General features: G+C 67.1%; 10 protein-coding genes. 6 read left to right on the forward strand and 4 right to left on the reverse strand.

Annotation, left to right across the window (positions count from 1 at the left end):
* Positions 1 to 217: 217 nt before the first annotated feature.
* The 4 genes from B2W22_RS07370 (at position 218) to B2W22_RS07385 (ending at position 4,594) form a co-directional block, all read left to right on the forward strand.
* Positions 218 to 1,771: an efflux transporter outer membrane subunit gene (locus B2W22_RS07370; protein ID WP_175121289.1), complete on the forward strand. Its 1,554-nt coding sequence runs from the start codon at positions 218 to 220 to the stop codon at positions 1,769 to 1,771.
* A 184-nt stretch (positions 1,772 to 1,955) separates the two neighbouring features.
* On the forward strand, positions 1,956 to 2,978 hold the full coding sequence (locus tag B2W22_RS07375) for an HlyD family secretion protein (protein ID WP_239212811.1): 1,023 nt from the start codon (positions 1,956 to 1,958) through the stop codon (positions 2,976 to 2,978).
* Positions 2,968 to 4,041 carry a DUF2955 domain-containing protein gene (locus tag B2W22_RS07380; RefSeq protein WP_286936930.1) on the forward strand — a complete coding sequence of 358 codons (1,074 nt, stop codon included), beginning with the start codon at positions 2,968 to 2,970 and terminating at the stop codon, positions 4,039 to 4,041. Before B2W22_RS07375 ends, B2W22_RS07380 begins: the two co-directional genes overlap by 11 nt.
* Positions 4,042 to 4,096: 55 nt before the next feature.
* The gene (locus B2W22_RS07385) at positions 4,097 to 4,594 is read left to right on the forward strand and encodes a transporter suffix domain-containing protein (RefSeq protein WP_175121286.1); all 498 of its coding nucleotides are present in this window, start codon (positions 4,097 to 4,099) and stop codon (positions 4,592 to 4,594) included.
* Positions 4,595 to 4,604: 10 nt separating this feature from the next.
* Here B2W22_RS07385 and B2W22_RS07390 read toward each other — a convergent pair whose 3' ends face one another.
* On the reverse strand, positions 4,605 to 5,531 hold the full coding sequence (locus B2W22_RS07390; protein WP_175121285.1) for a LysR family transcriptional regulator: 927 nt from the start codon (positions 5,529 to 5,531) through the stop codon (positions 4,605 to 4,607).
* Positions 5,532 to 5,644: 113 nt separating this feature from the next.
* On the opposite strand from B2W22_RS07390, the gene B2W22_RS07395 reads away from it, so the two are divergent.
* Positions 5,645 to 7,066 (forward strand): M20 family metallopeptidase, encoded by a 1,422-nt coding sequence (locus B2W22_RS07395; protein WP_175121284.1) that lies wholly within the window; start codon positions 5,645 to 5,647, stop codon positions 7,064 to 7,066.
* A gap of 17 nt (positions 7,067 to 7,083) precedes the next feature.
* Positions 7,084 to 8,052 carry a Bug family tripartite tricarboxylate transporter substrate binding protein gene (locus B2W22_RS07400; RefSeq protein WP_175121283.1) on the forward strand — a complete coding sequence of 323 codons (969 nt, stop codon included), beginning with the start codon at positions 7,084 to 7,086 and terminating at the stop codon, positions 8,050 to 8,052.
* A gap of 49 nt (positions 8,053 to 8,101) precedes the next feature.
* Here the strand turns inward: B2W22_RS07400 and B2W22_RS07405 are convergent, their stop codons facing one another.
* From B2W22_RS07405 to B2W22_RS07415, 3 genes are all read right to left on the reverse strand, one after another.
* Positions 8,102 to 8,680 carry a YSC84-related protein gene (locus B2W22_RS07405; RefSeq protein ID WP_175121282.1) on the reverse strand — a complete coding sequence of 193 codons (579 nt, stop codon included), beginning with the start codon at positions 8,678 to 8,680 and terminating at the stop codon, positions 8,102 to 8,104.
* Between the two features lie 117 nt (positions 8,681 to 8,797).
* A complete protein-coding gene (locus tag B2W22_RS07410) occupies positions 8,798 to 11,164 on the reverse strand; it encodes a catalase (protein ID WP_286936934.1) in 2,367 nt (788 codons plus the stop codon).
* Positions 11,165 to 11,176: 12 nt separating this feature from the next.
* Entirely contained in the window at positions 11,177 to 11,791 is a 615-nt protein-coding gene (locus tag B2W22_RS07415) for a hypothetical protein (protein WP_286936935.1), read from the reverse strand.
* Between the last annotated feature and the right edge of the window lie 241 nt (positions 11,792 to 12,032).

A 12,032-nucleotide genomic window follows, 5' to 3' on the forward strand; every position in this document is an offset into this window, starting at 1 on the left:
AAATAAAAAGCTCAATAGAATCGGTTGGCACGCTGACGCAAACCGCCCGATCCGGTCCGGCGCTTTTTCGCGCCGCCGGGAACGCGACTGCTGCCCGCGATGCCGGCGCGACCACACAACACGTTGTCGCTGCCGAGCTTTCCGGCGTTCGCGGTGCGGGCACCATCGGGCCGTCACCGGGGACTTGCAGTTTGGCCTCTGACAGACCTGGTGCCCAATGTGGCCGATGACTTGTTTGAATCGACTGCTGCTGACCGGCGTGCTGTGCCTGGCCGGCTGCGTGCAGGTGGGGCCCGACTTCGAGCCTCAGCGTGTCGACTGGTCCAGCCAGTGGGACACGCCCGCGCTGCAACAGGCCACCTTGGACGCCTCGCAGCCGGACGCCCGGCAGTGGTGGCGTATCTTCGATGACCCCGTTCTTGAATCCCTGATCGCCCAGGCCGATGCGCACAATCCCGGCGTGCAGGTGGCCGGCCTGCAGATCATGGAGGCGCGCGCCCAGCTTGGCATTGCCCGCAGCGGGCTGTATCCGCAGTCGCAGGTCGTCGGCGCGGACGCGCTTTATCAGCATCGGTCATCGCGCTCCTCGGAAGGCAATCCGCGGCCCAGCAGCTTCTGGCAATACAGCGCCGGGTTCAGCATCGGCTGGGAACTGGACTTCTGGGGCCGTTTCAGCCGCGCCATCGAATCCGCCGATGCCGCCTACTTCGCGGCCGAGGCCAACCGCGAAGACGTGCTGGTGCTGCTGCACGCGCAGGTCGCCGAAAGCTATTACGCGCTGCGCACGGCCGAAGCCCGGCTGCGCATCGCCCGCGACAATGCGGCCATCCAGAAGCGCAGCTACGAGATCACCGAGCGCCTTTTCAAGAGCGGCGAGACCGACGAACTGGACCTGCAGCAGGCGCGCACGCAATACCTTGGCACGCTTAGCACCATTCCGGAGTTCGAAAGCCAGATCGCGCGCACCCGCAACGCGCTGGCGGTGCTGGTCGGCAAGCCGCCGGGCCCGATGCCGGAGCTGCCCGACCTGGCGACACGCGAGGCCGTGATTCCGCTAATCGACCGGGCGGTGCTGCAGGACGTGCCGGCCAACCTGCTGCTGCGGCGACCGGACATCCGTGCCGCCGAGCTGCGGATCGCGGCGCAGTCCGCGCAGGTGGGCGTGGCCAAGGCGGATCTTTACCCCTCGTTGACGCTGCTGGGCAGCATCGCCTGGACCGCCACGTCGCTGGCCGGCACGTCCGGTGGCGCAGCGCTGCTTGCAGGCCCCAGCCTGACCTGGAACGTGTTCGACCACGGCCGGATCACCAACACCGTGCGCCTGCAGGACGCGCGGCTGCAGCAGCTTATCGTCATCTACCAGGACGCCGTGCGCCAGGCCGCGCGCGAGGCCGACGACGCCGCCACGGGACTGGTCAAGGCGCTGGAACGCGACGGGATCCTCTACGACTCGGCGCTCGCGGCCAAGCGCTCGTTGACGCTGGCCACTGCGCTCTACCGCGAGGGCTATTCCGACTTTCAGCGGGTGCTGGATGCGCAGCGCGCGCTGGCAACGCAGCAGGACACCTATCTGGTGAACCGGGGCAATGCCGTGCGCGACCTGATCGCCCTGTACAAGGCAGTGGGCGGCGGCTGGTACAGCGATCAGCCGGTCATCGATCCGGCCACGCAAGAACAGATGCAGCGGCGCACGAATTGGGGCGACCTGCTGTCCGAGGCCGGGCGGCCCGCGCCGGCGCTTCCCAAGACCACGAGGCGATCCGATGACTAGTCCCAGGCCCGCGCCCCCGACGGCCAGCGCTGCGCCCGCGGCGAGCCCTGGCTCGCCTGCCCGCGATACGCCGGCACGCCCCGCGCCGTCCGAGCCGCCGCCACCGCCCGCACCGCCGGCCGCCCCGCCGCCCCCCGCGGATCCCGCCAAAAAGGGGGTCCGCTGGGTTCTCGTGGTCATCGTCATCAGCCTGGTCTGGTATCTGCTGGCGGACCGCTACACGCCGTACACGCAGCAGGCGCGGGTGGAGGCCTTCGTGGTGCCGGTGGCATCCGAAGTGGCGGGCCGGGTGACGCAGGTACATGTGCGCAACAACCAGGACGTGAAGTCGGGCGCCGTGCTGTTCGACATCGACCCGGAGCATTACCGGATTGCGCTCGACCGCGCCCGGGCGGATCTGGACGCCACGCGCCGGCAGATTGGCGCCAGCACCGCCGGCATCGATGCGGCGCAGGCGTCCCTGCGCGCGGCGCAAGCCAATGAAGTCCGCGCGCGCCAGGACAGCACCCGACTCGAGCGCCTGTACCGCGACGACCAGGGCACGATATCGCTGCGCCGGCTGGAGATTGCGCGGGCCAATCTGGCGCAGGCGGTCAGCCAGGTGGCGGCCGCACGTGCCGAGGTGCAGCGGGCGCGCGAACAGGAAGGCGGCAGCGAGGAAGACAACGCCAAGCTGCGCAGCGCCGCCGCCGCCGTGGAAAAGGCTGAACTGGACCTGGCCAACACGCAGGTGCGCGCCCCCGCTGCGGGCCTCGTCACCGACCTGCGGACCGACGCCGGCCAATTCGCCGCGGCGGGAAAGCCCGTGATGACGCTGATCGCCATTCACGACGTGTGGATCAACGCGGAAATGACCGAGAACAACCTGGGGCACGTCGACCCCGGCACGCCGGTCGCCATCATCCTGGACGCACTGCCCGGGCAGGTGTTCGAGGGCCGCGTGCGCAGCGTGGGCTATGGCGTGAACGTCGGCACGCCCACGCAGCCCGGCAGCCTCCCCACGGTGCAGAACAGCCGCGACTGGCTGCGGCCCGCCCAACGCTTCCCGGTCGCCATCGACCTCGATCCCGGACAGCTTCCGTCCCTGCGCGGCATCCGGGTGGGCGGCCAGGCCGAAGTCATGGCATTTCCCAACCCCGGCAATCCGCTCAACCCCCTGGGCCGCCTGTACCTGCGGCTGATGAGCTGGCTGTCCTATGCTTACTGACACGCCCCCCGCCCCTCGCGACCCCCGCGGCCAGCGCGCCCTGCGCCTGGGCGTGGGGACGGCGCTGTGCCTGGCGATCAGCTTCGGGCTGGACATGCCGATCCCGATGATCGCGCCGGTGCTCGGGGTGTTCCTGCTGGCGCAGATGAACCGGCCGCTGTCGTTGAAAGCCGGCCTCGGCCTGGCCCTGGTGGCGATGTTCACCACGGGAAGCGGGCTGTTGCTGATTCCCCTGCTTCGCTACTACCCGGCCGGCGGGGTGCTGATCGTCGGCCTGTGCCTGTTCCTGGCGTTTCGCCACGGGCTGCGCGGCGGCAACAATCTGGTGTCGACGTTCCTGATCATCGGCCTGACCATGATTTCCGCGGCAGGCACCCTGGACTTCGGCCTGGCGGTGACGGTGATCGAGGCCCTGGTCAAAGCGCTGCTGCTGGCCGCCCTGGTGCTGGGGGTCTGCCACGCGCTGTTTCCCGAACCGCCCGGCCTGCCGGCGCCGCCGCCCCCGCCTGTTCTGCCGGCCGCCGAGGCAAGCCGCATGGCCCTGCGCGCGGCGCTGGTCGTGCTGCCGGCCTTTCTGCTGGCCATGACCGATCCGCTGGGCTACATGCCCATCATCCTGAAGGCAGTCAGCCTGGGCCGCCAAAGCTGCGTCACGGCGGCGCATGGCGCGGCGCGCGAGATCCTGGGATCGACGCTGCTGGCCGGCGTGCTTGCGGTGGGGTTCTGGATCGCCCTGCGGCCCTTTCCCAGCCTGTGGATGTACTTCCTGTGGATGCTGCTGTTCGGGCTGGTAATGGCCAGAAAGCTGTACCGGCTGAGTCCCACGCCGCATGCGCCCACTTTCTGGCTGAACACCCTGATCACGCTCATCATCCTGCTGGGCCAGTCGGTGCAGGACAGCGTGGCGGGCAAGGACGTCTACACCGCCTTCGCCGTGCGCATGGGGCTGTTCATCGCCGTCACCCTGTATGCCTGCCTGATGCTGCAGTTGCTTGAACCCCGGCCGCGTGCGCCCCGCAAGCCGGGCGTATTTTCCTCACGCCGCCGTATTTCCGGAACTTGATTCACCTGCCTTGAATCCCCTCGCCTCAAATTCCACCCCTCGCAAGGAGACCGCCATGAGTGTCCAAGACATGCCAACCCAACCCGCGCCGGCAATGGGCTGGCGCTTCAAGTGCGGAATCGGAATTTTCATCCTGGCCTTCGCGCTCTGGTTCCTGATTCCCATCGGCGCCGCGATGGACATCCCCGGATCGCGCATCGCGGCACTGACCGGCGCCATCTTCATCGCCAACAAGGTGCTGCTCATCACCTGCATCGCCGTCATGGGCAAAGAGGGATTCCAGCAACTCAAGGCCATCATCGGCGGTCACGCGAAGAAACTGGCGCCCGTGCAGAAGGTCGGCCCCGTGCGCCACGCCATCGGCATGGTGATGTTCATCCTGCCGCTGCTCACATCGATGCTGGAACCCTATGTCGATCAGATCTGGCCCGGTTTCCGGCCGCGGCTGTGGCAGGCGCAACTGCTGGGCGACGTCATGCTGGTGGCCAGCTTCTTCGTGTTGGGCGGCGATTTCTGGAACAAGCTGCGCGCACTGTTCGTGCGGTCGGTCTAGGCAACGGCCATTACGCGGCGCCCTTCTCCAGATCCGGCGCGCGCGGCGCCGCGGTGAGCCGCGCCGCCATGAATTCCAGAAACTCCTTGGCCAGCGGCGGCAAGGTGCGCCCTTGCAGCGTCACGGCCTGGATGCTGCGCTGGCGCATTTCCGGGTTGCTGAACGGCACTGCGGCCAGCGCGGTGCCCTGCGGATCCCCCATCAAGGTCAGGTAACCCGTCAGCGCCACGATCCGGCTGCCCGGCAGCATGGGCAGGAAGGCCGCCGAATTGTTGGACACGTAGGCCGGCTCGATGTGCAAGCCGGCATTGGCGCAGGCGGTATCGAAAAGCTGCCGCACGGTCGTGCCCTTGTCGCCAACCGATACCGGCACGTCGGCCAGGTCACGCAGGCTGATCGCACGGCGCGCGGCAAGCGGATGCTGCCGGCACATCACCGCGTAAACCGGCGCGCGCGTCAGCAGTTCGGTCTTCAAGCGATCGTCCTGCGCCACCGTGTAGTGCAGCGCGATCTGCGACATTCCCTCGAGAATCCGGCGAATCACCTCCTCCGGCCGGTCCACCTGAAGATGAAAACGCGTCTCGGGCCGGACCTGCTTGAAGTCGGCCATGCATAGCGGCAGGAATCGGTGCGCGAATCCCTCGCTACAGGCCAGCCGGATCGTGACGTCGCCTAGCGCGCTCCGCCGCCGGATCTCCTTGGTGACGCGTTCGGCCTCCAGCGCGGCCGCCCGGGCGTATGCCGCGAGCTGAAGCCCGGCCTCGCTGAGCGCCATGCCGCGCGCCTGGCGTTCGAACAGTACGATGCCCAGGCTGTCTTCCAGCTTGGCGATCTGCCGGCTGACGGCGGATGCCGCCACGTGCAGGCTGGCCGCCGCGCCTGCGATCGAACCGCAGCGCGCGACTTCCAGGAAATATCTGAGACCGAGGGAGATCATGGATGGCTCCTGGATGAGATGCCTTTATGGCAACGCTAAGGTGCGAAATATCTAATTGTGGCACGCGTAGAACCGTAATACTTTTGTTTTTCCGTACTGCCCCGAGAACCGCCATGACCCGCGAACAAGCCATTCTCCACGCGACAGAAGCGTATGACAGCGGCGTCCTTCAGGACACCCTCGCGCGCCGCATCGCGTACACCACCGAAAGCGAAGTCTCCACCCAGGGCCCGGCGCAGCATGCCTACCTGTCGATCGAACTGGTCCCGCGCCTGTCGGCACTGGGCTTTTCCTGTGAAGTGCATCGCAACCCTGCCGGGGTGGACCTGCCGATCCTGGTCGCACGCCGCATCGAAGCGGCCGAGTTGCCGACCGTCCTCATGTACGGTCACGGCGACGTGGTGCGAGGCAACGCCGCCAAATGGGACGCCGGCCGGGACCCCTGGCGCCTGCAGGTCGAAGGCGACCGCTGGTACGGGCGCGGCACGGCCGACAACAAGGGCCAGCACTCCATCAACCTTGAAGCGCTGTCGCGCGTCATCGCCGTCCGCGGCGGCGTGCTGGGGTTCAATACGATCTGGCTCATCGAAACCGGCGAAGAAGCGGGCTCGCCCGGCCTGGCTGCGTTCTGCAAGACGCACCGCAATCTTCTGGCCGCCGACGTCTTCATCGCCAGCGACGGGCCGCGCCTGAACGCCGCGCGGCCCACGCTGTTCATGGGCTCGCGCGGCGCGGTCAATTTCGAACTCAAGGTACGGGCTCGGGAACGCGGCTACCATTCCGGCAACTGGGGCGGACTGCTTTCCAACCCGGCCATCCGGCTGACGCATGCGATCAGTTCGCTGGTGGACGCAAACGGCCGCATCGCCGTGCCGGGATTACGCCCCCCGCCCATCCCCGCTGCGGTCGCCTTGGCGCTGGCAGACCTGGAAGTCGGTGGTGGCGACGACGATCCGGACATCAACGACTGGTGGGGCGAACCCGGCTTGACCTCGCCGGAAAAGGTATTCGGCTGGAACAGTCTCGACGTCCTGACATTCGGCGCCGGCGACCCCGCCAAGCCCGTGAACGCCATTCCTCCGGAAGCGTCGGCCTGGTGCCAGTTGCGCTTCGTGGTCGGCACCGACTGGCGTGCCCTGCAGGAACACGTGGTCGAACACCTGCATCAGGGCGGTTTCGACGACGTCGAGGTTCGTGTCGGCATGCAGGCGGGCGCGACGCGCCTGTCGCCCGACACCCCGTGGGTGCGCTGGGCCGCCGCCTCGCTGGAGCGCACCACCGGCAAACGGCCGGCCCTCTTGCCCAACCTGGGCGGCTCCCTGCCCAACGACATTTTTGCCGACCAACTTGGCCTTCCCACCCTGTGGGTGCCTCACTCCTATCCCGCTTGCGCGCAGCACGCGCCCAATGAACACCTGCTGGGCAGCGTCGCCCGGGAAGGCCTGGCCATCATGGCTGGCCTTTTCTGGGACCTCGGCACCCAGGGCGCCGACTTGCTCGAACAAGCCTGCTCCCAATCGTCCACCTACGCCTGATCCGACCGAGCCCCATCATGACCGCCAGACTTCGCACCGCCCTGTTGGCGTTGACACTTGCCGCCGCGAATGCCCACGCCGCGTATCCGGACCAAGCCATCAAGATCGTCGTCCCGTTCACGCCGGGCGGCGCCACCGACGCGGTGGCGCGCCTGCTCGCCACCAAGTTGACGGGCAAGCTGGGTCAGCCCGTCATCGTCGAGAATCGCCCCGGCGCCTCCACGCTTATCGGCGCCGAGGCCGTCGCCCGCGCAGCGCCCGACGGCTACACGCTCATGCTGTCGGGCAGCACCACGTACAGCGTCCTGCCCGCACTCAAACCGTCGCTGCCCTACGATCCCGTACGCAGCTTCGAGCACATCGGCATCGTCGCCATGGCGCCCGTCGTGCTGCTGGCGCAAAACGCGCTGCCCGCGGCGACGCCACAACAGGCGGCCGAGCTCGCCCGACAGGAAAGCGCCAAAGGCGGACTGATGTACGGCACGTTTGGCTCCGGGTCCGCCCCCCACCTCACCGGCGAGATGTTCGCGCAGGCTGCCGGCGCCAAGATGACGCCGGTGCCGTACAAGGGCAGCGCGCAACTCATGACCGCGCTGATCGGCGGCGAGATCGCGCTGGCCGTCGATACGGTTTCGGCGTCCGCCGCCCACGTGCGCGCCGGCAAGATCCGCGCACTGGCCGTCACCGGCGAGCAACGCATGCCGCAATTGCCGGACGTGCCGACCTTCGCCGAAGCGGGCATGCCGGAGGTATCGTTCGTCGGCTGGTACGGATTGGTCGCGCCGGCGAACACGCCGACTCCGGTCATGCACACCTTGAACCGGGTAATGGCGGAAATCATGCAGGACACTCAGGTGCGCAAGCGCGTATCGGAACTGTCACTGAATCCGGTCTTCCTGCCAGGTCAGGCTTTCCGCGAGCAGATTGCGATAGAAATCGCCACTTTCAGCGCCATCGCCCAGCGTGCCGGCATAACGCTGGAATGACGGCCGGCGGGACGCCAACCGGGGTCCCGCCCCCATTTCTGCAAATGACTCAGTTCGGATCCATGCGGCTGATCTTCGATCCTTGCAGACCCATCCCCGCCATCAGGCCCTGCTCGCCAAACGGCACCGCGTACACGTCTTGCGTCAAGGTGGTGGTCGAGATGCTGGCGGCGTAGCCCTGATCCACCACGACCAGGCTGGGCCCCGCCCCCAGACTCCACCCGTCGCTCTGATCCAGGTACGCCAGCGCCGGCTCATTCATGAAGAACAGCGCGTACGAAAACTGTTGCGCGCCGGCCTGGAACCCGAAAGACAGTGCAGATATCGAATAAAACCCTTCGACCTGGCCGCGGCGGATCAATGCGCCCGAGCCGCGCTCGCCGCCGACCAGGAAGCCGCCCTTGATGATGTCGGGAAACACCAGCACCGCGACAGCCTGCTTGCCCAGTTCACGCATGCGCGGATCCTGGGAGTAAAGCTGCTCCAGCGCCGCCATCGCGTCGGCGCCGATCTCCGCCGCCGACGCGGCCCGCGCGGACGGTGAGACGCTGACCAGGGCGGAAAAAGTCAAAAGGCTGGCGCAGAGCCAGCCAAGGAACTTCACAGGCAACACGGACGCGCGATTCATACGGCCTCCCCGGTTAAGAAGGACGCGCGCCGATTGCGCGCGTCCGACCTGCCGGCTCAGTATTCGCAGCCGCCCCGCACGTGTCAATGATCCGTTCTTACCCGTGCGGGCGCGTCCTCATACCTTCGGTGGCGTGGTCTCCCGCTCCGGATGGCGGTGTTTGCCCAGCGCCGCGATGAACGCCTGCGGATCCTCCCCGCCCAGCAGCAGACCGCCATCGTTCGGATCGGGATCGATGCCTGCGGCCGCGTAGACCTGCACGCCGTCGCCAATACCCATCAGCGTCTTGCCGTGCCGGTAGGCATCACGCAGGAACTCAAGCGCCCGACCGTCGGCAGCCAGAAGCGCCGCGGCATCCGCGCCGCCCGCCACCACCGCCCCGTCGAACACGCCGGACGGATGGTTGTCCAGCGACGCATCCGCATCGAACGCGCCGCCGTCGGCGCTCTGGACGGGACCAATGCGCTGACCCACCAGCCGCACGACGGCGCCCGCCTGAATCAGCGCGTCGGCCACCGCGGATACGGTTTTGCCATCCACGCCTTCAGCCGCCAGGATGGCGACCTTGCGCGTGGCTACGCTGCCGTCGCCCGGCCGCGCGGTCAGGGACAGCGATGGCGACACCTGCACTTCGGGCTTGGGCGGGTTCTTTATGGCGCGCGGCAACGGGTCCGGCAGCGCCATGCCGAGCTGATCGGCCACCCCTTGGGCCAACTCGTCGGATACGTTGCGCAGGGACGCCACCATGCGCTGGCGGATCTGCGGCACGGTCACCTTGCTGAGCTCGAACGCGAAGGCATCGACGATGTGCTTGCGCTCCCAGGCGGTCTGGCTGTCGTAGAACAGCGTGGCCTGGTTGTAGTGCTCGGCAAACTTTTCGGGATGCCCGCGCAATTCATCGCTCGTTACCGGCTCCGGGAACGACACGAAGCCGTCCATGCCCGCCTGGAACGGGCAGCCGCCGGCCAGCGAATTGGGCTCATAGGCCACCCGGCCGCGATGGATGGCCTGGCGGTGCATGCCGTCGCGCTGGTTGTTGTGCACCGGCGCCAGCGGCGCGTTGATGGGAATCTCGTGGAAGTTCGGGCCGCCCAAACGCGAGATCTGCGTGTCGACGTAGGAATGGATGCGGCCAGCCAGCAGAGGGTCATTCGTGAAGTCCACGCCGGGCACCACGTGCGCGGCGCAGAACGCCACCTGTTCGGTCTCGGCAAAGAAGTTGTCGGGGTTGCGGTCCAGCACCATGCGGCCAATCGGCACGACCGGCACCAGTTCCTCGGGCACGATCTTGGTGGCGTCCAGCACGTCGAAGCTGAAACCCTCGGCCTGATCCTCGGTGAAGACCTGCACGCCCAGTTCCCATTCGGGGCCATGGCCCGCGTCGATCGCTTCCCACAGATCGCGCCGGTGGTAGTCCGGGTCCGCGCCCGACACCTTGACCGCCTCGTTCCATACCTGCGAATGCGTGCCCAGGATCGGATTCCAGTGGAATTTCACCAGCCGCGATTCACCCTGCGCGTTGACGAAGCGGAAAGTGTGCACGCCAAAGCCCTGCATCATCCGGTAGCTGCGCGGAATCGCGCGGTCCGACATCGCCCACATCAGCATGTGCGTCGATTCGGGCATGAGCGACACGAAGTCCCAGAAGGTGTCGTGCGCGGAAGCCGCCTGCGGCATGCCATGGTGCGGTTCGGGCTTGACCGCGTGAACCAGGTCCGGGAACTTCATTGCGTCCTGGATGAAGAACACCGGCATGTTGTTGCCGACCAGATCCCAGTTGCCCTCGTCCGTGTAGAACTTCACGGCAAAGCCGCGCACGTCGCGCGCCGTATCCTTGGATCCGCGCTCGCCGGCCACGGTCGAAAAGCGCACGAAGACCGGGGTCCGCTTGCCGGCCTCGGCAAACAGCGACGCAGCGGTCAGGTCCGTCAGCGGCTTGTAGCACTCGAAGTAGCCGTGGGCAGCCGAGCCGCGCGCGTGCACGATGCGCTCGGGGATGCGCTCGTGGTCGAAATGCGTGATCTTTTCACGCAGGATGAAGTCCTTCAGCAGTGCCGGCCCGCGCAGCCCTGCTTTCAGCGAGTGCTGGTTGTCGCTGATGCGCACGCCCTGGTTGGTGGTCAGGGCTTGGCCGCCGCCGTCCGCGCGCACGCGGGGCAACGTGCCGTCGTTCTGGTTTACGCCCGGCGTGGCGGCATCGCCCGTCTTGTCCGAGACTTCCTTCTCGGACAGCGAGCTTGCGCCCACGGCGGGGTCCACCGTGCCCACGTGTGCACCCGCGTAGGGACAGCGCGCGGCCTGCTCGCCGTACTCCGCTTCCTTGTTGGCGTTATGGGGGATGGCGCCTGTGGTGGCGCCCACGGCAGCCGCGCGCTGGAGCGCGGGGTGGGTCGGCTTGCCGGCGGGACCGGTGGCCGGACCGCTGTCGGTATTCATGTAGGCGGTGTCGAGCGCGCCGCCTTTTGCTGGCTTCTTGCTTGCCATGATTTTTTCTCCTTAATGGGTCAGCATCGTTTCGCGCGCCTGCTCGGCGCGGGACGCACCAATGGCGGTTTCCACCTTCTTTACCTCTTCGGGCGGCGGCAGCACGGCCGGGAAGCCCAGCGACTCGATCCACAACTCGCGCGACCATCCTTGCGTGTGATAGAGGTGATGGTCCTCATCGGTAGCCACGGCGTCATAGGCCTGCTTCAGGATCTTGGCTTCTTCGCCCGATTGCTGCTCGGCAATCAGCCCGATCAGCGACCAGTTGGCGTGGTCCTTGGTCTCTGCCAGCACCACGCATTCGGTCGCCACCAGCTGAGCCGCGGCCGGGTCGCCGGCGTTGATGGCCATCTTCATCGCCCGCACCAGCGATTCGCCCAGGTGACGCACCACGTCGCGGCCCGGCGACCTGGCCTGCGGGTCCAGCTTCAGTTGTTCGAACACCGTCAGCAACACACGGCGATGTGTGCGGGTTTCTTCCAGATAGCCCAGCCATTCTTTCTTCAGGTCTTCATTGATGGCACAGCTGACCGCAGTCTCGTAAATGGCAAGGCCGCCGATCTCGGTTTCCAGCGCCTGGTACAGCAGCTCCTTGATCTGGCGGGCGTTTCCGGCTTTGCGTTTCATGGTTGGGCTCCTTGTCGTAGGTCATCAACGATGCGCACGGCGGGCGATCGCTTCCGATGGAGGCGCGAACACAGCAATTCGCGTTCCCGAGGCTGCGTCCGCCGAACCGGGCAGGCGATTGCCGCCGTGAGAGCAGTGGCGGCCCGGAAGCTGTGCAGAAAATACAAAGCGCTCCAAAGCCAGACGCCGCGCCGATTCCCGTAGAATCGGGGGCATTACCCACAACAGCGCAAGGGCGTCG

This window comes from Achromobacter sp. UBA4530 (assembly GCF_002388205.1).
Classification (GTDB): domain Bacteria; phylum Pseudomonadota; class Gammaproteobacteria; order Burkholderiales; family Burkholderiaceae_B; genus Achromobacter; species Achromobacter animicus.

Excerpts from the sequence above, each read along its gene's own strand:
- B2W22_RS07370 (WP_175121289.1), top strand. The coding sequence starts at position 218 with ATGTGGCCGATGACTTGTTTGAATCGACTGCTGCTGACCGGCGTGCTG.
- B2W22_RS07380 (WP_286936930.1), top strand. The coding sequence starts at position 2,968 with ATGCTTACTGACACGCCCCCCGCCCCTCGCGACCCCCGCGGCCAGCGC.
- B2W22_RS07385 (WP_175121286.1), top strand. The coding sequence starts at position 4,097 with ATGAGTGTCCAAGACATGCCAACCCAACCCGCGCCGGCAATGGGCTGG.
- B2W22_RS07390 (WP_175121285.1), bottom strand. The coding sequence starts at position 5,531 with ATGATCTCCCTCGGTCTCAGATATTTCCTGGAAGTCGCGCGCTGCGGT.
- B2W22_RS07395 (WP_175121284.1), top strand. The coding sequence starts at position 5,645 with ATGACCCGCGAACAAGCCATTCTCCACGCGACAGAAGCGTATGACAGC.
- B2W22_RS07400 (WP_175121283.1), top strand. The coding sequence starts at position 7,084 with ATGACCGCCAGACTTCGCACCGCCCTGTTGGCGTTGACACTTGCCGCC.
- B2W22_RS07405 (WP_175121282.1), bottom strand. The coding sequence starts at position 8,680 with ATGAATCGCGCGTCCGTGTTGCCTGTGAAGTTCCTTGGCTGGCTCTGC.
- B2W22_RS07410 (WP_286936934.1), bottom strand. The coding sequence starts at position 11,164 with ATGGCAAGCAAGAAGCCAGCAAAAGGCGGCGCGCTCGACACCGCCTAC.
- B2W22_RS07415 (WP_286936935.1), bottom strand. The coding sequence starts at position 11,791 with ATGAAACGCAAAGCCGGAAACGCCCGCCAGATCAAGGAGCTGCTGTAC.